The following is a 21,248-nucleotide window of genomic DNA, read 5'->3' as shown; positions in this document are numbered from 1 at the left end:
AACAAACCTAAAGGCAGTAAAATGACCAACAAACTCGCCGCTCTGACCCTCTCCACCGCGCTTGTCGCACTGGCTGTCCCGGCTTTCGCCCAATCTCAGGGTGATTGGACCGTCGGACTTGGTGTGGGCTATCTCGACCCGAAATCCGACAACGGCACGCTGAGCAATGGCGCCAGCGTCGAGGTTGACTCGGACACGCGCCCGATCTTCACGGTAGAATACTTCGTTCGTGACAACCTTGGCATCGAATTGCTGGCTGCAACGCCCTTCAGCCATGACATTACCCTGGCTGGCAGCATCGACGGCGGGACCGTCAAGCACTTGCCGCCTACACTGTCGCTGAACTATCACTTCCCGACCAACAGCGCGTGGAAGCCTTACGTTGGCGCTGGTATCAACTATACCGTCTTCTTTGACGAAAGCTCGGCTCTGGGCGATCTGGAACTGGATGACTCGGTTGGTGTCTCTCTGCAGGCTGGTCTGGATTACATGGTCACCGAAAAAGGCGCCGTGCGTCTGAACGTGCGCTGGTTCGACATCGACTCTGATGTCAGCCTCGACGGAAACAACCTCGGTACTGCCGAGATTGATCCGTGGCTGGTCGGCGTTTCCTACGTCCATCGCTTCTGATCCTTCGAAGAAACGCCCCGCAGTTCCCTCGTCTGCGGGGCGCTTTTCCATCACTCCATCCCGCTCATCAGTTCCCGGCCGATCAGCATCCGGCGGATTTCACTGGTGCCCGCGCCAATCTCCATCAGCTTGGCATCGCGGAAAATCCGGCTGACCGGCGCATCCGACAGGAACCCCGCCCCGCCCATCGCCTGCACCGCCTGATGCGCCTGCGTCATCGCCGCCTCGGACGCGTAAAGGCAGCACGCCGCCGCATCCTGACGCGTCACATCCCCACGATCACACGCCTTGGCCACTTCGTACACATAGGCGCGGGCTGAATTCATCGCCGTATACATATCCGCGATCTTTCCCTGCATAAGCTGGAAGCTACCGATGGGTTTCCCGAATTGCTTACGCTCGGCCAGATAGGGCATGATCTCATCCAGACAGGCGGCCATGATGCCGGTACCGATTCCGGCAAGCACCACACGCTCATAGTCCAGGCCAGACATTAGAACCGCGACACCCTTCCCTTCTTCGCCAAGCACATTTTCAAACGGCACTTCGACGTCTTCAAAGACCAGCTCGGCCGTATTCGACCCGCGCATCCCCAACTTGTCGAAATGGGGTGAGGTGGAAAAGCCGGTCATCTCTTTCTCGATCAGAAAGGCGGTTATCCCACGCGACCCGGCCTCTGGGTCAGTCTTGGCGTAAACGACCAGAGTATCCGCGTCCGGTCCGTTGGTGATCCAGTATTTGCTGCCGTTCAGACGGTAGTGATCATTGCGCTTCTCGGCCCGCAACTTCATCGACACCACGTCGGACCCTGCCGACGCCTCGGACATCGCCAGTGCTCCCACATGTTCACCCGAAATCAGGCGCGGCAGGTATTTCGCCTTTTGTTCATCCGTTCCGTTCAACTTGATCTGATTGACGCACAGGTTCGAGTGAGCGCCATAAGACAGTGATACCGAAGCCGAAGCCCGGGCAACCTCTTCGACGGCGACGGTATGGGCCAGATACGACATGCCCACCCCGCCAAATTCTTCGGGCACCGTTATGCCCAACATCCCCAAATCGCCCATTTCCTTCCAAAGCTCATTGGGAAACGCGTTCGAGACATCAATCTCGGCGGCCTTCGGCTTGACCCGCTCCTGCGCCCAGCGGTGAACCATTTCACGCAGGGCATTCACATCCTCGCCCAGATCAAACTGCATGGTAGCCGCGAACATACGCGATCTCCTCCCTCGCATTAATGAACAGTTGTTCAATAAGTATCAGCGAATCTTTTCCGGGTCAACGACGGCCACGCAGAAACACACCACCGACCCGTCAGGGGTGGTGATGTCAAAGCATCAAGCGTGCGCTTTCAGCGCACTCCTTTGGATTACGATTGGTAGACCGCCCCGACCTCGGCTCGGATGATCCGTGCGATCAGTCGGCAATCATCTAGAGAGAATGTCAGCGGCACGCGCATGTCCATGATCCCGGCCAGCACCCGGTCACTGGCGGGCAAAGGCGCGCTGTCGGCGTAGCGCCAGCTATCATAGCGCGAGGTAAACCCAGTGGGCTCGGCCCCGCCGAACCACTTCAACTCGACCCCGCGCGTAGCACAGCGGCGGATCACTTCGGCAATACGCTCGGATGACCAGTCCAACAGCAGGAACTGAATGGACGAGCCCACATAGGTCTCACCCTCGGGCCGCTCGACAATCGTCAAGCCGGGCGTTCCGCGCAGCCCCTTTTCAATCTCGGCATAACGCTCATTCCAACGCGCGACCTGTCTATCCAGATCCCGCAGTTGAGGCCGCAGGATCGCCGCCCGCAGATTATCCATCCGACCCGAAACATTGGGCGTGGTGTACTTGATCCTCTCAAAAGCCTCAGGTCCCGGCGCGGCCAGATGGCGTTCGTACAGCATATAGGATCCCGACAGCATCGTGGCCTTGGCTGCCAACTCCTCATCATCTGTGATCAGCAAGCCGCCCTCGCCCGAGTTCACGTGCTTGTAGGTCTGGCAAGAATAACACCCGATGGCCCCCTGCCGCCCCGACAGTTGCCCGCGCCACGCGGCACCCATCGTATGCGCGCAATCCTCGATCACGGTCACACCCGCGGCGTCGCACATCTGCATCAGCCGATCCATGTCACACAGATGCCCGCGCATGTGGCTGAGCATCAGCACCCGCGCCTGATCAAGCTTGCTCTCAAGATCATCCAGATCAATTACCAGCCCTTCGGTCACGCCCACGAACACGGGCTTTGCCCCGACCGAGGCAATCGACCCCGGCACAGGGGCCAGCGTGAAGGCATTGGTCAGAACCGGATCACCGGGCTGCACACCCACCGCACGCAATGCGGTCGCCAGCGCATAGCCGCCCGACGACACGGCCAGACAGTATTTCGCCCCCATCTGCGCGGCAAATTCCTGCTCCAGCAAAGCAGTTTCGCCCAGCTCTCCGGGCGTCACGTTATAGCGATGCAACCGCCCGTGACGCAGAACCGCCAATGCGGCCTCGATCGCTTCGTCGGGGATGGGTTCCTGTTGCGTGAAACTGCCAGTGAATGTCTCGGTCATACGCCCGTTCTGAGGCCGCGCGTGCGCAGCGTCAAGGGCTTACGCCACCGCTCCGATAAGGCTGGTCACAACCTCGGGCAGATCATCGAAGTGATGCAGCAACGCTTCGGGCTCAAGCGCGGCCATATCCGCGCCCGACGGACCAAACGTCACCAACACCGAAGGAACCCCAGCGGCGCGCGCTGTATTGCGGTCAGTATCGGAATCTCCGATCAGCACACAAAGATCGGGGTGCCCCCCTGCCCGCCGCGCGGCCTCGCGCAGAGGTTCGGGATCGGGCTTACGAACCGGCAGGGTGTCGGCCCCCACCAATGATGCGAACTGCTCCCGCACGCCCATCTGGGTCAGCAACTGATCGGCAAGAGCTTCGGGCTTGTTCGTGCAAATCCCCACGCCGTACCCCGCGACCTTCAATGCCTCAACCGCATCAAGTGCACCTGGGTAGAAATGCGTATGGGTATCAATGGCCTGCGCATATGCGTCCAACAGCATTGGATAATATACCTGAATCGCCTGTTCATCATAAGCCCCGACACGCTTCAATCCGTGCGTCAGCATCATCCGGCCACCCCGCAGCGCGACCGCAGCATCCTGCCCGTGAACCAGAACATCCCCGTGCCCCATATGGCGGAAACAGTGGTTCGCGGCTTCAAGCAAATCACCCGAGGTATCGGCCAATGTCCCGTCCAGATCGAAGATAACCGTTCGCATCGCGCCTCCTGCTTCGGCGGTTTTTCGCCGTATCCTGTTGCAAACGGCAATCTTGTTTGATTGCTGAACCGCTTGCGCCTTTGCCCTCAGCGGATAAAACGGACCGCAACAAAACACAAAGAGAAAACGATTTCATGAGCACCGCCCTTGTCATCCTTGCCGCAGGTAAAGGCACCAGGATGAATTCGGACATCCCCAAGGTCCTTCATCCAATTGCCCAGACACCGATGCTGGTTCACACCATGCGCGCCGGATCGGTTCTATCGCCCGAGCGCACCGTGATCGTCACCGGGCACGGGTCGGAGGCTGTGGCGAAAGTGGCGACCGCCGAAGACGAAACAGCCCGGATCGCGGAGCAGACCGAACAGTTGGGCACCGCTCATGCCGTCGCTCAGGCACGCGCTGCGCTGGAGGGGTTCAAGGGCGACGTGGTGGTTTTGTATGGCGACACTCCGTTCCTTCAACCCGAGACACTGGAACGGATGATCGAGGCGCGCGCGCAAAACGATCTGGTTATCCTCGGGTTCGAAGCCGCCGATCCCGCGCGCTATGGTCGCTTGGTCATGAACGAAGATCATCTTGAGCGGATTGTCGAATTCAAGGATGCTTCAGATGAAGAACGCGCGATAACCTTTTGCAATTCCGGTCTTTTGGCGTGCGACGCAGAGGTGTTGTTTTCCCTGATCGACGCGGTGGGTAACGGCAATGCGGCCGAGGAATACTACCTGACCGACGTCGTGGAAATCGCCCGCAGCCGTGACCTGAAAGTCACCGCAATTGCCTGCGACGAGGCCGAGACGCTGGGGGTCAACTCGCGCGCTGATCTTGCCGCTGCCGACGCTGTATTCCAAACCCGCGCGCGGTCAGAACTGCTGGGCCTTGGCGTGACTTTGATGGCCCCTGAGACCGTTTATCTTGCCGCTGACACGATCATCGGACGCGACACGGTTATCGAACCGAATGTGGTATTCGGCCCCGGCGTCACGGTCGAAAGCGGTGCGACGATCCGGGCGTTTTCGCATCTTGAGGGCTGTCACGTTAGCCGAGGCGCTGTCATCGGCCCCTATGCCCGCCTGCGCCCCGGCGCGGAACTGGCCGAGAACACACGCATCGGGAATTTCGTCGAAATCAAGAATGCCGAGATCGCCGAAGGCGCGAAGGTCAATCACCTTAGCTATATCGGGGATGCCTCCGTTGGCGCGGATTCGAATATCGGGGCGGGTACGATCACCTGTAATTATGACGGGGTGATGAAGCACAAGACCACGATAGGTGAAAATGTCTTCATCGGATCGAACACCATGCTTGTTGCACCCGTGACCGTGGGCGACGGAGCCATGACAGCGACCGGCACCGTGGTCACGCGCGACGTCGAGCCCGACGCTCTGGCTGTGGCGCGCGCCAAGCAGGACAACAAACCCGGCTATGCGCGCAAATTGTTTGAGATGCTCAAGGCGAAGAAGGCTCGCCGCGATAAAGGAGCCTGACCTATGTGTGGAATTGTAGGCGTTCTGGGGCAGCACGAAGTCGCCCCCATTCTGGTTGAGGCGTTGAAACGTCTGGAATATCGCGGCTATGACAGCGCCGGGATTGCAACGGTGAACGGCGGTGACCTGGGGCGTCGCCGGGCCGTGGGAAAGCTGGTGAACCTCAGCGATCTGCTGGTGCATGATCCCCTGCCCGGCAAGTCCGGCATCGGCCATACACGCTGGGCCACCCATGGCGCACCTTCTGTGACGAACGCGCATCCGCATCAGGCGGGTCCAGTGGCCGTCGTACATAATGGCATCGTCGAAAACTATCGCGATCTGCGCACAGAGCTGGCCGAACATGGCGTAGGCTTCATGACCGAAACCGACACCGAAACTGTCGCGCTGATGGCCGAGCACTACCTGTCAACGGGGCTTTCTCCGGTTGAGGCGGCCTTTAAAACAATCGACCGGTTGGAAGGCGCATTTGCTCTGGCATTTCTGTTTGAAGGGCAAGAGGACCTGATCATCGCCGCGCGCAAGGGATCGCCGCTGGCGATCGGGCATGGGGATGATGAGATGTTCGTTGGTTCGGATGCGATCGCGCTGGCGCCGCTGACGGATCGCATCACCTATCTTGAAGAAGGCGACCGCGCGGTGCTGACCCGCACCACGTTGGAAATTCGTAACGAAGCGGGCGATCTCGTCAACCGCGACGTCCGCCGGATCAAGCTGGAAACTGCGCGCGCTGACAAAGGAGGACATAAGCACTTCATGGCCAAGGAAATCGCGGAGCAGCCCGTGGTCGTGGCCGAAGCAATCAGTTCGTATTTGCCCACTGGCGGTGATGAGATTGCCCTTCCCGAAGAACTGGACTTTACCAAACTCGACCGTATGACGATGGTTGCGTGCGGCACCGCCTTTTATGCCTGTTTGACCGCCAAGTACTGGTTCGAGAAACTGGCCAAAATGCCGGTTGAGGTCGATATCGCCAGTGAATTCCGGTACCGGGAACCTCCGATCAGTGACCGGACCGCGGCGCTGTTCGTTAGTCAGTCCGGTGAAACGGCCGATACGTTGGCGGCCCTAAGGTACTGTGAAGGCAAGGCGGACAAGATCATTTCGGTGGTCAATGTCCCCGAAAGCTCAATCGCGCGCGAAAGCGATGTGACGCTGCCCATTCATGCCGGGGTCGAGATCGGAGTGGCCTCGACCAAGGCTTTCACATGCCAATTGAGCGTGTTGCTGATGCTTGCACTAAAAGCCGCCTCGGATCGCGGGACGTTGACGGCAGAAGAACTGGCCGACCACGCCGCCGCATTGCGCGGCTTGCCTGCGGTGCTCAACGTCGCGTTAGAGCAGAACGACGCGATCCGCGCGTCTGCCCAACGACTGTCCGAGGCACGGGACGTTTTGTTTTTGGGGCGCGGCCTGATGTATCCGCTGGCCATGGAAGGCGCACTAAAGCTAAAGGAAATCAGCTATATACACGCCGAAGGTTACGCGTCTGGCGAGCTGAAACACGGCCCAATCGCCCTGATCGACAAACATATGCCGGTGGTTGTGATGGCACCGCGTGACGCGGTTTTCGACAAAACCATATCGAACATGCAAGAAGTGATGGCACGCAAAGGCAAGGTTATTCTGATATCGGATGGCGACGGGATCGCCGAGGCTGAGGACGGCGTCTGGAGCACGATCCGCATGCCACTTGTTCACGAAAGCCTCGCCCCGATCCTCTATTCGGTTCCTGCGCAGTTGCTGGCGTATCACACGGCCGTCGCCAAGGGCACAGACGTGGACCAGCCACGCAATCTGGCGAAATCTGTTACGGTGGAGTAGCGATCCGTGGACGCCTATCTGGATCAGATCAAGGAACATGCCGATCCCGAGCGCGCCACGCAGATGGCGGCCTATCACAAGGCCGCCCGTCCTTACTTAGGGGTCGCAAACCCTATCTTGAACGACCTGACAAAAGCGTGGCGGCGAGACCTTGACGTGGCCTCTCGGGTCCAATTGGCCGATGACCTGTGGCAGACAAACATTCATGAGGCACGCTTAGCCGCCGCCAAATTGCTGACACAGGCGCGCATTCGGCCGGATGATGCGGCTTGGGAAGTACTGCAAAGCTGGTTGCCGGATTTCGATGCCTGGGCCGTTGCGGACCACGCGTGCATGGCCATGCAAAAGCGGCTGTCAGCCGACCCAGAAAGGCTGGATCAGGTCGGAGGCTGGACATCCTCAGACCACATGTGGACACGTCGCGCGGCATTGGTGGCAACCCTGCCATGGACCAAGCAAAACCACCCCAAGCCGGATGATCTGGACCGCCGGGATCGTATTTTGACCTGGGCCGCAGGATATGTCCCCGACCGTGATTGGTTTATCCAGAAGGCCATCGCATGGTGGTTGCGCGAGCTTTCCAAGCACGACCCATCCCGTGTTGTCGCGTTCCTACAAACATATGGGGATGCAATGAAACCCTTTGCGCGCAAAGAGGCCGGAAAGTACCTGAAGGATCAGTTTGAGTAGACCTCAAGCTCGACCAATTCATCGAAAGGCAGCAGCAATGCCCGCATCGCGTCCAACGACAAACGGCTGCCCCCGCCTTCCGGCCCAGAAGCAGGCACCAGCGTAATGTAGGCCTGAGCGCCAGTTCTTGGAACGACCACCCGCCCGGTGAATTCGGTGTCGACCAGCGGTGTTTCCAACCAGCGCCCCAGTGTTGTGGGGTCACCCAGACTGGCCACAGTGGTTTTCGGACCAACCCAACTGGGGGCAGCCACAGCAACAGGTTCGGGGTCAGCTACGTCAGCGACTTCTACTGCTTCGGGCTCGGCTTGAGCCTTCTCACCGTCGCCGCCAAAGACGCGATCTGTCGTGGACCGGACGGTGTCGCATCCCGCAACAACTGCAAACAAAACAATAAATGCAATCCTCATACTGGTAATCTACCGTTCCAACGGCCTCTGATCTAGACCAAAGCACAGTTCGCCCTTGTCGCAGCGGGGTCACCGCTTTACCTATGGTGCATGACTGCTGCTCCACTAATCGACCCGTTTGCCCGTGCAATCACCTACTTGCGTGTTTCCGTCACGGACCGCTGCGACTTTCGCTGTGTTTATTGTATGTCCGAAGACATGAAGTTCCTGCCCAAAAAGGACCTTCTGACTTTGGAAGAACTGGACCGGATGTGTTCGACCTTCATCAACATGGGCGTCGAAAAGCTGCGCATCACAGGGGGTGAACCTTTGGTGCGCCGGAACATCATGGCGTTCTTCAACGCGATGACACGCCATCTGGAAAGCGGGGCACTTAAGGAGTTGACCCTTACCACCAACGGATCGCAACTTCATCGTTTCGCAGACGACCTCTACGCAGCCGGCGTGCGCCGCGTGAATATCTCGCTGGATACGCTGGACGAGGACAAATTCGCCCAGATCACACGCTGGGGACGCCTGAAACAGGTCTTGAAAGGCATTGACGCAGCTCAGAAAGCCGGGCTGCGCATCAAGATCAACGCCGTTGCCCTTAAGGGTTTCAACGAAGAGGAGCTTCCCCAAATCACGCGGTGGTGCGCCGAGCGTGACATGGATCTAACCTGGATCGAAGTCATGCCCATGGGTGATATCGGCAATGAAGACCGCCTTGATCAGTACTGGTCGCTGAAGGACGTGCGCAAAGAGTATGAAAACCACTACACAGTCTCTGATCTGGCCGAGCGCACGGGCGGACCGGCGCGCTATGTGCGGCTAGAGGAAACCGGACAGAAAATCGGGTTCATTACACCGCTGTCCCACAATTTTTGCGAAAGCTGCAACCGTGTACGCCTGACCTGCACCGGTGAATTGTATATGTGCCTTGGTCAGGAAGACATGGCCGACTTGCGCAGCTCACTTCGGGATCATCCCAACACCGAAGAGCCGCTGGAACACGCGATCCGCGCGGCCATCAATCTGAAACCCAAGGGCCACGATTTCGACTATTCCCGCCAGTCCGTCGACGGAAAGATGAGCCGTCACATGAGTCACACAGGCGGCTGACATGCCCGATCATTCAGAACGGCCGACGCTGCTATACACCCTGTATTGCGGCCTGACCGGCGTTGCCGCGCCAATCGTTTGGCAGACGGTTCGAAAGAAACTACAGGCCGCTGATGTCCCGGTTGAGCGTCAACACGAACGGCTGGGCCATGCAAGCCTGCCGCGACCAAATGGCCAACTGATCTGGTTTCATGCGGCAAGCGTCGGCGAAACCCTGTCCGTCATCACCCTGATCAAACGCCTGGGTCAGCGCTTGCCCCAGGCCGAGTTCCTCATAACGTCCGGCACACCGACCTCAGCCGCGTTGATCGCAAAGCGGATGCCCCCGCGCACGAGCCACCAATTCCCACCGCTTGACACGTCCGGACCCGTTCAGCGCTTCCTGACCCATTGGCGACCGGACGCTGGTATTTTCGTCGAAAGCGAAATCTGGCCCCGGCTCATCGTTGAAAGTGCAGATCGCAAGATCCCGCTGGCCTTACTGAACGCCCGCCTCTCAGACAAATCTGTCGAGGGATGGAAAAAGCGACCAGTAACCGCACATTTCATTCTGGATAAGTTCAGTCTGTTCCTGACCCAAAATGACAAGGCGGCCGAAAACTTGCGCCAAATGGGTGCTGCACCGGAACGGGTTCAATCAGGCACCAACCTCAAGGCTATGTCCGACCCCCTGCCTGTTGACCAGAACACTGTATCGCAAATCCAAAACCAGATTTCAGGCCGCCCCGTGTGGATCGCCAGTTCCACCCATCAGGGCGAGGAAGACGCCGTTCTTGCCGCACATGCACAGTTGCTCAAACAACGCCCCGACTTGCTATTGCTTCTGATCCCCCGCCACCCGGAACGCCGGGACGAAGTTCACGCCCTTATCAAACAAACCGGACTAACGGCCGCGTTTCGGTCCTCTGACCAAGCAATCACGGACACAACACAAATCTACGTGGCAGACACTTTAGGGGAAACCGGCACGTGGTACGCAATCTGCCCCATCGTGTTCCTTGGCGGCTCATTGAAGGAAATCGGAGGACACAATCCCTTCGAACCCGCACAAGCCGGCGCTGCAGTCATCACCGGGCCCGGCTATTACAATTTCGCTGAAACATTCGCGCCCCTGATCGAAACCGGAGGTGCGGTGGAAATAAACTCTGCCCTGCAACTGGCAGCTATCGTTGACAAATGGCTATCTGACCCAAGCGCACTGAATTCAGCACGGGCAGCCTCGAAATCCTGCGTCAATACGCAGAAATCGGCCCTGAATGATGTCGTCGAAACCCTATGTACCAGGCTTGATCTACGGCCTCAGGATCCCTCTTCATCTGGCTAAAAATATCCCGGGGGTGTGGGGGCAGCGCCCCCACCCACGCTGCCATTCACGCAGCGGGCATTCGCTGTTCAACAATCTCTGCCCACCAACTGCAACCGGCAGGAATCGCCTCGTCGTTGAAATTGTATTCCGGGTGATGCACAGCCGCTGAATCGCCGTTTCCAACCAGAATATAAGCCCCCGGTCGCTCCTCCAGCATAAAGGCAAAGTCCTCGCCCCCCATGACCAACGGTGCCTCAGCGCACTCACCGGCCACGGATCGCGCGACATTCGCTGCAAAATCAGTTTGCTCATCGCTGTTCACCATCACGGGATAGCCGCGGTAATACGTTACTTCTGCCGCTCCGCCGAATGTGGCGGCAACCCCGTTGCAAATTTCACCGATCCGCTTTTCAGCCAGCCCCCTCATCGCTTCGCTCATCGTGCGCACCGTACCTTTTAACCTGACCGTCTGCGGGATCACGTTGAAAGCTGTCGAAGACGTTTCAAAAGACGTGACCGACACGACAATCTGATCAATGGGATCAGCATTGCGCGACGCAATGGTCTGCAAGGCCATGACCGCTTGCGCGGCAAGGACAGTCGTATCGACTGTTTCATGTGGCTTGGCCGCGTGGCCCCCTTTACCTTCGAATATGATATCAAACTGGTCGGTCGCGGCAAAAAAGGCACCGGGGCGTATGGCAAAGCTTCCGACCGGACGTCCGGGCCAGTTATGCATCCCATAAACTTCCTGAATGCCCCAGCGGTCCATCATCCCGTCTTCGCACATCTCACGACCACCACCGCCGCCCTCTTCGGCGGGCTGAAAGATGACAACGACAGTGCCATCAAAATTTCGCGTCTCCGAGAGGTACTTCGCCGCCCCCAACAGCATCGCCGTATGACCGTCGTGCCCGCAGGCATGCATGGCGCCCTCAGTCTTGGACGCATAGTTCAGCCCCGTCGCCTCATGAATCGGCAGCGCGTCCATATCAGCCCGCAATCCGATCACCTTGCCCTTTGTATCGACCTTGCCTTTGATGATGCCCACGACACCCGTGCGCCCGATCCCGGTCACGACCTCGTCACAGCCAAATTCCCTCAGCTTTTCCGCGACCAAAGCACTGGTGCGATGGGTTTCGAACAGAATTTCGGGATTCTGGTGGATATCACGCCGCCACTCGGTGATTTCGTTTTGCAGTTCCGCGAACCGGTTCTTTATCGGCATGTCTACCTCCCATATTGTTCTTGTTCCCTGCTCTTGGCAGTCAATCCAGTGCAGCAGGTCGCAACGCACCGGACAAGATAACTATCATGATTGCAAGCGGCAGCAGGGCCATAAACGCCAACCGCAATGTAAGCATCTCTGCCAAAAACCCAATAAGCGGAGGCCCGATCAACAACCCGCCATATCCCAATGTGGCCACGCTTGCGATTGCTTGGCCGGGCGGGACATATGGATCGTTGGCCGCTCGGCTGAACGCTAAGGGCATAATGACTGCATAACCGATGCCCATCAGTGCAAAGCCTGCCAGCGCCAATTGGGGCTGCACCGCCGAAACGACGCCCAGAACACCCAATGCCGCGCACACGCCACCAAACCTGGCCGTCGCAACAGGCCCAAACCGGGCGATGACGACGCCTCCGGCCAACCGAAAGGCGACCATGGTGACTGAGAATACAGCGTACCCCAAGGCCGCGATACTCTCGGCTGCGCCCGTCACGTCCCGCAGGAAAATCGCGCTCCAGTCTGCAACCGCGCCCTCGCCCAATGCACCGCACAGGGCTGTGAATCCGACAAGGATCAGTGCCCCGGATGGCAGGGCAAAAACCGCCCCGCCGGGCGAAGCCGCCCTGCGCGACGTCCAGCGCACCCAAGACAAAACCAGCGCCAAACCAACCACAGCACCGCCCGCCAAAAGAAAGTGCTGCATTACAGTCATACCAAGCTGCACGGCACCGTACCCACTCAGCGCACCCAGCCCGGCCCCAAGGCTCCACATCGCGTGAAACGAAGACATGACGGGCTTGTCATAGGCTTGTTCAACTTCAGCAGCCCATGCGTTCATCGCGACGTCCATCGACCCGTGAAACGCCCCGAATATGAATAAAAAGGCCGCCAGCGCCCAAAAACTACCGGCAACAGCCAACAGAACCAGCGAAAGCGTGTAGAGAACCGCGATGACTCGCGTGATGGACACCGCCCCAAACTTATCCGTCAAACGACCGGTTATAGGAAAGGAACAAACGGCCCCAGCCGCCATGAACAGCAAGCCAAGGCCCAAAGCCTCGTGCGTCAGGTCCAGCCTGTCCCGTACCGCGGGGATACGGGATGCCCATATACCGAACAACGCACCATTTAGGATGAACATGGCGGCTACAGCCCGCCATGCGGCTACGATTCCAATCACCGGTCTACCCTCAGCTCTCCGCCTGCCCCGGTCAGTACTACAGACACGGCACGGAATGGCAAACGAGGTTTACTCCAACCGCCTGCGAATTTGCCGGATCGCAAACCAAACGGTCAGCACAACTGGGATCGTGACAATCGCCGTCAGCATACCTTTGCTTATCCCGGCTTTGGTCAAAGGATACAAAAGGTAGCTGACCAACGAGACCGCATAATAGCTGATGGCAACCACCGACAACCCCTCGACCGTGTGCTGCAAACGCAGGGCCAGATCAGCGCGACGGTCCATACTTTCCAACAGCGCTTGATTCTGCGCACTGCGTTCCACATCCACCCGGGTCCGCAACAGCTCTCCTGCGCGGATGGCCCGATCCGACAGGGCCTGCAAGCGCCGCTCGGTCGACTTCACGGTGCGGATCGCGGGGTCATAGCGCCGCATCATGAAATCGGCAAAGCTCTGACGACCCTCAAACCTCTGCTCGCGCAACACCTCGATGCGTTGATTTACGATTGCTTCATATGCGCCCGTTGCACCGAACCGAAACGAACACCGGGCAGACAATGTCTCCAGCTCAATCGACGTGGCAAGCAGGTCCGGCAAAAGCTCGTCAGGATGGGCCGAATTGTCGGTCATCTGCCCCATCAAATTGGTAAGTTGCGCGTCCAACTCACCAATCCGGGGCGTCAATTGCTTGACGCGGGCAAAACCCAGCATCGACATCGCCTTGTATGTTTCGATCTCGCACAGGCGCTGAATGATCCGCCCCGTCCTACGCCGCCCGGTGCCTTTGTTCACAAACAGCGCAAAGCGCATATGTCCAGCCGGATCAATCCGGAAGTCGCTCGCGCATATGGCAGCATCATCCAAGACTCTCGCCACAGCAAGACTTTCCGGCTCAAACCAATCGGCCAGAGCGTCCTTGGCAGCCGCATCGCTTTCCAGGTCCACCACCCGCATCATGGCCGAGGTAACACGCTGACCCGGACTTGCCATCAACCAGTCCTGTGGAAACACCTCAAAATCGGGAGGATTGAAGACACGGTCGCTGACATTCTGCGTGATCGCAGTATAAGTCACAAACTCGGTATGCTGCTCCCACTTGAGCCAATGACGGCCAATCTGACCCGCATAATGGGTGGCCTCAGGCTGCGGATGCGGCGCGCCATGGCGATCCAGCAGATTGATCAAATGCACCATATCTTCGTGCCGATCCCGCCCGACAGCTTCAGTAGTTTTCTTTATGGCCAGAAACACCACCGTGCAGGGCGTCGATGCCACCGGAAATGGGCGCGCATGCAGTTCGTTGGCCAGCGCATAGCGCAGCGGATGATCATCGATAGGCGTCATTCTGGGCTCCGGGTCTGACCAGCGCACTATACGACACCTCAAAAATACATCAATTCTCTTTTTATTTCATATGCTTACAAGGATACAACGGTATACAAATCCGCTATCTCATTGATTTGGTTGCCACAGCTCGATCGGGTTGCCCTCGGGGTCGTGAAGTCTGGCGAATTTTCCGACCTCGCTGTCCCATTCGGCCCGAGTCTCCACAGGGATTCCAGCGACCTCAAGCTGCGCGATCATCGCGCCCAAGTCGTCCACTCGAAAATTTATCATCCATTGCTGTTCGATGCGCCCGAAATAATCCGTATCCTGCGCGAATGGCGCAAAGACCGTATACCCGGCACTCTGTTTCCAAGGCAGCGGGTTGAGCTGGTTCACACCAAGATGCTCTTCATACCACCGTCCAAGCGCCTCCGGATCACGAGCGCGAAAGAACACGCCGCCTATCCCATTTACTTTCTGCAAAACCTACCCATTCGCGAATACCTTCTCCCCAAAGATACCACATCTCGCCCGCTTCATCTGGCCAGAAATATCCTGGGGGGTTTGGGGGGCAAAGCCCCCCATCATTCACCAAAAAGAAAAGGGCGCCCATCGGCGCCCTTTCCAATCTACCTATAAGGATAGATCAGTCGATCATCGGCAGCAGCTTGTCCAACGAAGCCTTCGCGTCGCCATAAAACATGCGCGTGTTCTCTTTGAAGAACAGCGGATTTTCGATGCCCGAATAGCCAGTTCCCTGACCACGTTTGGACACAAACACCTGCTTGGCCTTCCAGCATTCCAGAACCGGCATCCCGGCAATCGGGCTGTTGGGGTCTTCCTGCGCCGCAGGGTTCACGATGTCGTTCGAGCCGATTACGATGGCCACATCCGTTTCCGGGAAGTCCTCGTTGATCTCATCCATTTCCAGAACGATGTCATAAGGCACCTTCGCCTCGGCCAGCAGCACGTTCATGTGACCCGGCAAACGACCCGCAACGGGGTGGATCGCAAAACGCACCTCTTTGCCCTTGGCACGCAGCTTGCGGACCAGTTCGGAAACCGACTGCTGTGCCTGCGCAACCGCCATACCATAACCTGGAATGATGATCACACTGTCAGCGTCATTCAAAGCAGCGGCCACGCCATCGGCGTCAATCGCCACCTGCTCGCCCTCAACTTCCATCTGCGGGCCCGAGGTGCCGCCAAAGCCGCCCAGGATCACGCTGACAAAGTGCCGGTTCATCGCCTTACACATGATGTAGGACAGGATCGCACCGGACGAACCGACCAGCGCACCGACCACGATCAGCAGGTCGTTGCCAAGGCTGAAACCAATCGCTGCCGCAGCCCAACCCGAATACGAGTTTAGCATCGACACAACCACCGGCATATCCGCACCACCAATACCCATGATCAGGTGATAGCCGATGAACAGCGCCGCCAGCGTCATCAGGATCAGCGGGAACAGACCACCCGACGCGGTGTACCAGATCAGACAGATCAGCGAGAGACCCGCCGCCGCCGCGTTCAGCGCATGACCGCCAGGCAGCTTGGTCGCCGCAGATGTCACTTTGCCCGCCAGCTTGCCATAAGCCACGACAGAACCGGTAAAGGTGATCGCACCGATGAAGATACCCAGGAACAGTTCCACATGCAGGATCGTCAGTTCCGCCGCCGTTTTCTTGGCGATCAGCTTGGCAAATGCGCCCAGATCGGACAGGTCCGCCTCTTTCGCGCTGTCAGCAATCGCCATGACCTGCGCGACGTTGCCAATCTCAAAATGCGCGTTGAAACCAACGAACACAGCCGCCAGACCCACCAGCGAGTGCATCGCCGCCACAAGCTGCGGCATCTCGGTCATCTGCACGCGTTTGGCGACGTAAGAGCCAATCAGACCGCCACCTGCGATCAGCAGCAGCGACAGCAGCCACAGGCCGGAACCCGGACCAACCAGCGTGGCGAAAACCGCCAGCGCCATACCGACAATACCGTACCAGACGGCGCGTTTAGCGCTTTCCTGGTTTGACAACCCGCCCAGAGACAGGATGAAAAGGACAGCCGCGACAACATAAGCGGCAGTGGTGAAGCCAATCATCTACCCGGCCTCCTTAAGATTTCTGGAACATGGCGAGCATGCGCCGGGTGACAAGAAAGCCGCCGAAGATGTTGATCCCGGCCATAAAGACAGACAACGCCGCCAGCAGAATGACCAGGAACGAACCCGACCCGATCTGCATAAGCGCCCCAACGATAATGATCGACGAGATCGCGTTGGTGATCGCCATCAGCGGGGTGTGCAAGCTGTGTGCCACGCCCCAGATAACCTGGAAGCCCACGAACACGGCCAGCACAAACACGATAAAGTGCTGCATGAAGCTGGCCGGAGCGACCAGACCAACCAGCAGCATCAGCGCACCGCCGACACCCAGCAGGGTGAACTGCTGCTTGGTCTGCGCCTTGAACGCCGCAATCTCCTGCGCCTTTTTCTCTTCCGGGGTCAGTTCTTTGACCTCGGGCTTTTTCTGCGCCGCGATGGCCTGCACTTTGGGCGGTGGTGGCGGGAAGGTGATCTCACCCTCGAAGGTCACGGTCGAGCCGCGGATCACGTCATCTTCCATGTCGTGATTGATCTGACCATCCTTCTCGGGCGTCAGGTCTGACATCATGTGACGGATATTGGTCGCGTAGAGCGACGAGGACTGCGCGGCCATCCGGCTGGGGAAGTCGGTGTAGCCGATGATCGTCACGCCATTGTCGGTCACGATCTTCTCATCCGCGACGGTCAGCTTACAGTTGCCGCCCTTTTCCGCGGCAAGGTCAACGATAACCGAACCCGGCTTCATGCTTTCGACCATATCTTTGGTCCAAAGCTCGGGCGCTTCGCGGTTCGGGATCAGCGCGGTGGTGATCACGATGTCCATTTCAGGGGCCAGTTCACGGAACTTGGCAAGCTGCGCGTTGCGGAATTCTTCGGACTGGACCGACGCATAGCCGCCGGTGGCTGCGCCATCCTGCTGCTGCTCTTCAAAGTCCAGATAGACGAACTCGGCACCCATGGATTCGACCTGTTCGGCCACTTCGGGGCGCACGTCGAACGCATAGGTGATCGCACCCAGCGAGGTCGACGTCCCGATCGCGGCCAGACCGGCCACACCGGCACCAACGATCAGCACCTTCGCAGGCGGGACTTTACCCGCAGCCGTGACCTGACCGGTGAAGAAACGGCCAAAGTTGTTGCCGGCCTCGATCACGGCACGGTAACCCGCGATGTTCGCCATCGACGACAGCGCGTCCATCTTCTGCGCACGCGAAATACGTGGAACCATTTCCATGGCGATCACGTTCGCGCCCTTGGACTTGGCCAGTTCCATCCCTTCTTCATTGCCCGCCGGGTTGAAGAACGAAATCAAGGTCTTGCCCTTGGTCAGGCGCTTCAGCTCGGTTTCATTCGGCTGACGTACCTTGGCAACAATATCCGCCGCCTTCCATAGGGCCGCAGCGGTTTTGACAATCTCAACGCCTGCGGCTTCATAGGCTGCATCCGAGAATCCAGCCGCAGCACCCGCACCGGTTTCAATGGCACAGTCATAGCCCAGTTTTTGAAGCTGAACGGCTGAGTCCGGAGTCATCGCGACCCGGTTTTCACCGTCCATAATCTCTTTTGGTGTTCCTATCTTCACCGGCATTATCCCCCTAATTTTCACTCACATTGAGCGGGTGGTCGGTATTGTTCATCAAGCATCCATGTATCCTGCGCAATATTATTTCGCAAGCGCAGCAATATTAACGTGGTGTCATTTTACGTGAGTCCTCAGATCCATCGGCGCGTGCTGCGCTCGTATCGCGCGAAGTCTGCGCGGAACGTTTTGCGCATTCTGTCTTCTTCAGGCAGAATAAAACGCCGCTCCAGCAGCCAGACAAAAACAGGTACCAGTGCCAGCGATAAAACTGCATCAAAGCGCAGAACCAACCCCGTCAGAATCAGAACGTCACCCAAGTAGATCGGATTGCGGCTGCGTTTGAAAATACCGCTTTGAATCAACGAACTGGGCGTTTCATGCGGGATAACTGTTGTCCGGTGTTTGCGGAACTCGGTAATGGCAAGCAGGATAAGGATAAGCCCGCCTCCGATCAAAATGCCGCTCAGCAGATCCGTAAAGCCACCGTCCAGCGACAATCCCATCGACAGGTATCGGGCCTGTAGCCACGCCAGAACCGAGCAGCCCAACAACCAGACCGGAGGTATGTCAATCTTGCGCATGGTTAAGTAACTTTCTGCTCGGTAGCGAGGCTAAATGTCGCTTTTGCATGATGATCTATCGCTTTCCGACAGGAATCGCAAAATCGCCGAAAGTCGCAGGAAATTTATCTCACCTTTCACCCTCACCGACGCCGATAGACAGACAAGGTCGGATGGGCTAGCCCTTGGTCGACACACAAAGACGAAGGCCCGCCAATGACTGACTTCAAAGCAACCAAGGCTATGTTCGACCTGCCGGATGGCGTGGTTTATCTGGACGGCAATTCGCTGGGGCCCGTACCCAAGGCAGCGACGTCGCGCGTTGCTGAGATGATGACCGAGGAATGGGGCAAGATGCTGATCACCGGCTGGAACAAGGCCGGATGGATGGGGTTTCCGATCGGATTGGGCGATCGCATCGGCCGACTGATCGGAGCAGAGCCCGGCAGCGTTGTAACCGGCGACACATTGTCGATCAAAGTCTATCAGGCAGTGGCCTCGGCGCTGGAACTGTGCCCGGATCGCAAGGTCGTGCTGTCGGACGACGGTAACTTCCCATCCGACCTTTATATGGTGGACGGGCTGCTGCGCTCTTTGGGGCCGGACTATGAATTACGCGTTGTCGCACCCGAGTATGTGGCTGCGAACATCACCGAGGACGTGGCCGTTTTGATGCTAACCGAAGTCGATTACCGGTCGGGCCGGATGCACGACATGAAGGCGCTGACGGAACTTGCACACGCCAACGGAACCATCACGGTCTGGGATCTGGCCCACTCTGCCGGGGCAATTCCTGTGGACTTGTCTGGCTGCAATGCCGACTTTGCGGTGGGATGCACCTACAAATACCTCAATGGCGGCCCCGGAGCGCCTGCGTTCATCTACGTTGCACCACGCCTGACTGACCGTGTTCGCCCAGCGCTGTCAGGCTGGCTTGGGCATGAGGCCCCCTTTTCCTTCGATCTCGATTACCGCCCCGGCAGCGGGATCGAGAGGATGCGGGTAGGCACCCCTCCGATCATCCAGATGACCGCCCTGTCCGCTGCAATGGATATCTGGGACATGGCTGACATGGCAGACGTGCGCGCCAAGTCCATCGCGCTGACTGAATTGTTTATCAACCGGGTCGAAGCCACCTGCCCCGAGCTGCGCCTTGCCAGTCCGCGCGACGCAAAGCAGCGCGGCAGCCAGGTCTCATTCCGCTTTGAAGAAGGCTATGCGGCTATGCAGGCGCTCATCGCCCGCGGAGTTATCGGAGATTTTCGCGCGCCCGACATCATGCGGTTCGGATTTACGCCGTTATTTATCGACGAGCAGGATGTTGAACGCGCGGTGGACATTCTGGCCGATATTATGGCGAACCGGTTGTGGGACACCCCGGAATACAAGCAACGCCAGCGGGTTACCTGAGCGCAAGCCCAGCGCCGACAATCGTGGCAAAGTTCGAGTTCATGCGGTCGAACTGCTGGTAATCCGTGGCGGCGATCTTGTTACCGCGCAGAGCAGCGCCAATCATTCTGGCCGTTTCTCGCGGGCTGTCGAACAGGCGTATCCGCCCGTTTTCTACCTCGCGTTCAAGCCAATTCGCGTAAAGCTCCAGCAACTGCGCCTCGCCTTGCGTGACAATGTCAGATGCCATGGAAATACCCGCGTCCAGCAGTTCGAGCCCATGTGCTGAAGACATGATCTCTGCCATCCCGTCCGTCTGAACGCGGATCGCATTTCCGAAAACCTGTGACACCGGACCGTCCGCATTCAGCGCCTTGGCAACGGCTGCTTTCTTTTCCTCGTAGTGCAGCTCTGTCAGTTTTCGCAGAATGGCTTCTTTGTTCTCGAAGTACAGGTACAAAGCTGGGCGCGACATCCCCGCACCTTTGGCTATGTCATCCATCGAGGTCTTCTTGAATCCATAGGTCGAAAAGACCCGCAGAGCGGATTCAAGGATAGCCCGGGTTTTTTCGTCGAGCGCAAAGTCTCTCATCTGAACCTTTGACATTTTTTGTTTCATTTGTCAGTTGACTGACTGACATCTCGTATTAAATATGTCAGCACGTCAGCAAAGCCAAGAGGGGAACACCATGGCGACCAATTTGAACGTTAACGGTACGTCGTACCAGGTGGATTTGCCTGACGATGTTCCCCTGCTTTGGGTTCTGAGGGATGAGGTTGGCCTGACCGGTACCAAATTTGGCTGCGGTGTTGCCGCCTGTGGTGCCTGTACTGTCCATATCGACGGCGAGGCCGTGCGGTCCTGCCAGGTTGCGTTGTCTGATGTCTGGGGCGACGTAACAACCATCGAAGGTCTCGGCACTCCGGACGCGATGGCCAAGATCCAGCAAGCTTGGGTCGACCATCAGGTTGCGCAATGCGGTTACTGCCAATCAGGTCAGATCATGCAAGCAGCGGCCTTGCTGGCCGAGAACCCCTCTCCGACAGATGCTGACATCGACGACGCGATGCAGGGCAACCTGTGTCGTTGTGGAACCTATCCACGCATCCGGGCCGCAATCCACGATGCGGCTTCCAAGTTGAAGGAGGCGTAAGCA

General features: G+C 58.1%; 20 protein-coding genes. 8 read left to right on the top strand and 12 right to left on the bottom strand.

The annotated features are described in order from the left end of the window. Positions 1-21 precede the first annotated feature (21 nt). Positions 22-630: an OmpW family protein gene (locus GOX73_RS01395; RefSeq protein WP_171122599.1), complete on the top strand. Its 609-nt coding sequence runs from the start codon at positions 22-24 to the stop codon at positions 628-630. A gap of 50 nt (positions 631-680) precedes the next feature. On the opposite strand, the gene GOX73_RS01390 is transcribed toward GOX73_RS01395, so the two are convergent. The 3 genes from GOX73_RS01390 to GOX73_RS01380 all read right to left on the bottom strand — a co-directional run bounded on the left by GOX73_RS01390 (position 681) and on the right by GOX73_RS01380 (position 3,901). Next, positions 681-1,844 (bottom strand): isovaleryl-CoA dehydrogenase, encoded by a 1,164-nt coding sequence (locus tag GOX73_RS01390; protein ID WP_171122597.1) that lies wholly within the window; start codon positions 1,842-1,844, stop codon positions 681-683. A gap of 155 nt (positions 1,845-1,999) precedes the next feature. Further along, entirely contained in the window at positions 2,000-3,190 is a 1,191-nt protein-coding gene (locus tag GOX73_RS01385; RefSeq protein WP_171122595.1) for a DegT/DnrJ/EryC1/StrS aminotransferase family protein, read from the bottom strand. A 39-nt stretch (positions 3,191-3,229) separates the two neighbouring features. Continuing rightward, positions 3,230-3,901, bottom strand: a complete 672-nt coding sequence (locus tag GOX73_RS01380) for an HAD-IA family hydrolase (protein ID WP_171120756.1) — start codon at positions 3,899-3,901, stop codon at positions 3,230-3,232. Positions 3,902-4,035: 134 nt separating this feature from the next. On the opposite strand from GOX73_RS01380, the gene glmU reads away from it, so the two are divergent. From glmU to GOX73_RS01365, 3 genes are read left to right on the top strand one after another with little or no spacing between them, the layout of a single operon-like run. Beyond that, a complete protein-coding gene (gene glmU, locus GOX73_RS01375; protein WP_171122593.1) occupies positions 4,036-5,388 on the top strand; it encodes a bifunctional UDP-N-acetylglucosamine diphosphorylase/glucosamine-1-phosphate N-acetyltransferase GlmU in 1,353 nt (450 codons plus the stop codon). A 3-nt stretch (positions 5,389-5,391) separates the two neighbouring features. Further along, entirely contained in the window at positions 5,392-7,212 is a 1,821-nt protein-coding gene (glmS, locus tag GOX73_RS01370) for a glutamine--fructose-6-phosphate transaminase (isomerizing) (RefSeq protein WP_171122591.1), read from the top strand. Positions 7,213-7,218: 6 nt separating this feature from the next. Continuing rightward, on the top strand, positions 7,219-7,902 hold the full coding sequence (locus GOX73_RS01365) for a DNA alkylation repair protein (protein ID WP_171122589.1): 684 nt from the start codon (positions 7,219-7,221) through the stop codon (positions 7,900-7,902). Here the strand turns inward: GOX73_RS01365 and GOX73_RS01360 are convergent. After that, entirely contained in the window at positions 7,890-8,312 is a 423-nt protein-coding gene (locus GOX73_RS01360; RefSeq protein ID WP_171122587.1) for a hypothetical protein, read from the bottom strand. The genes GOX73_RS01365 and GOX73_RS01360 overlap by 13 nt on opposite strands. 90 nt (positions 8,313-8,402) lie before the next feature. On the opposite strand from GOX73_RS01360, the gene moaA reads away from it, so the two are divergent. Together moaA and GOX73_RS01350 are read left to right on the top strand one after the other, a co-directional pair. Then, positions 8,403-9,413: a GTP 3',8-cyclase MoaA gene (gene moaA / locus GOX73_RS01355; protein ID WP_171122585.1), complete on the top strand. Its 1,011-nt coding sequence runs from the start codon at positions 8,403-8,405 to the stop codon at positions 9,411-9,413. Position 9,414: 1 nt separating this feature from the next. After that, a complete protein-coding gene (locus GOX73_RS01350; protein ID WP_171122583.1) occupies positions 9,415-10,737 on the top strand; it encodes a 3-deoxy-D-manno-octulosonic acid transferase in 1,323 nt (440 codons plus the stop codon). Positions 10,738-10,783: 46 nt separating this feature from the next. On the opposite strand, the gene GOX73_RS01345 is transcribed toward GOX73_RS01350, so the two are convergent. The 7 genes from GOX73_RS01345 to GOX73_RS01315 all read right to left on the bottom strand — a co-directional run bounded on the left by GOX73_RS01345 (position 10,784) and on the right by GOX73_RS01315 (position 18,723). After that, on the bottom strand, positions 10,784-11,947 hold the full coding sequence (locus GOX73_RS01345; protein WP_171122581.1) for a M20 aminoacylase family protein: 1,164 nt from the start codon (positions 11,945-11,947) through the stop codon (positions 10,784-10,786). A gap of 40 nt (positions 11,948-11,987) precedes the next feature. Beyond that, positions 11,988-13,130, bottom strand: a complete 1,143-nt coding sequence (locus tag GOX73_RS01340; protein WP_371808557.1) for an MFS transporter — start codon at positions 13,128-13,130, stop codon at positions 11,988-11,990. A gap of 69 nt (positions 13,131-13,199) precedes the next feature. After that, positions 13,200-14,477: a DUF3422 family protein gene (locus GOX73_RS01335; RefSeq protein ID WP_171122579.1), complete on the bottom strand. Its 1,278-nt coding sequence runs from the start codon at positions 14,475-14,477 to the stop codon at positions 13,200-13,202. 108 nt (positions 14,478-14,585) lie between these two features. Next, positions 14,586-14,942 (bottom strand): VOC family protein, encoded by a 357-nt coding sequence (locus tag GOX73_RS01330; RefSeq protein WP_171122577.1) that lies wholly within the window; start codon positions 14,940-14,942, stop codon positions 14,586-14,588. A gap of 163 nt (positions 14,943-15,105) precedes the next feature. Continuing rightward, the gene (locus GOX73_RS01325; RefSeq protein ID WP_171122574.1) at positions 15,106-16,557 is read right to left on the bottom strand and encodes an NAD(P)(+) transhydrogenase (Re/Si-specific) subunit beta; all 1,452 of its coding nucleotides are present in this window, start codon (positions 16,555-16,557) and stop codon (positions 15,106-15,108) included. A 13-nt stretch (positions 16,558-16,570) separates the two neighbouring features. Next, positions 16,571-18,142: a Re/Si-specific NAD(P)(+) transhydrogenase subunit alpha gene (locus GOX73_RS01320; RefSeq protein ID WP_171123554.1), complete on the bottom strand. Its 1,572-nt coding sequence runs from the start codon at positions 18,140-18,142 to the stop codon at positions 16,571-16,573. Positions 18,143-18,273: 131 nt separating this feature from the next. Then, the gene (locus GOX73_RS01315) at positions 18,274-18,723 is read right to left on the bottom strand and encodes an isoprenylcysteine carboxylmethyltransferase family protein (protein ID WP_171122572.1); all 450 of its coding nucleotides are present in this window, start codon (positions 18,721-18,723) and stop codon (positions 18,274-18,276) included. 195 nt (positions 18,724-18,918) lie between these two features. On the opposite strand from GOX73_RS01315, the gene kynU reads away from it, so the two are divergent. After that, positions 18,919-20,112 carry a kynureninase gene (gene kynU / locus GOX73_RS01310; RefSeq protein ID WP_171122570.1) on the top strand — a complete coding sequence of 398 codons (1,194 nt, stop codon included), beginning with the start codon at positions 18,919-18,921 and terminating at the stop codon, positions 20,110-20,112. Here kynU and GOX73_RS01305 read toward each other — a convergent pair. Then, complete coding sequence (locus tag GOX73_RS01305) at positions 20,105-20,698, bottom strand: TetR/AcrR family transcriptional regulator (protein ID WP_171122568.1); 594 nt, start codon at positions 20,696-20,698, stop codon at positions 20,105-20,107. The genes kynU and GOX73_RS01305 overlap by 8 nt on opposite strands. An 82-nt stretch (positions 20,699-20,780) precedes the next feature. On the opposite strand from GOX73_RS01305, the gene GOX73_RS01300 reads away from it, so the two are divergent. Next, positions 20,781-21,245 (top strand): (2Fe-2S)-binding protein, encoded by a 465-nt coding sequence (locus tag GOX73_RS01300; RefSeq protein WP_171120729.1) that lies wholly within the window; start codon positions 20,781-20,783, stop codon positions 21,243-21,245. The last annotated feature ends 3 nt before the right edge of the window (positions 21,246-21,248 follow it).

This window comes from Ruegeria sp. HKCCD7221 (assembly GCF_013031225.1).
Lineage (GTDB): Bacteria > Pseudomonadota > Alphaproteobacteria > Rhodobacterales > Rhodobacteraceae > Ruegeria.
The sequence above is the reverse complement of the archived record's forward strand: the minus strand, read 5'-3'. Positions and strand labels throughout refer to the sequence as shown.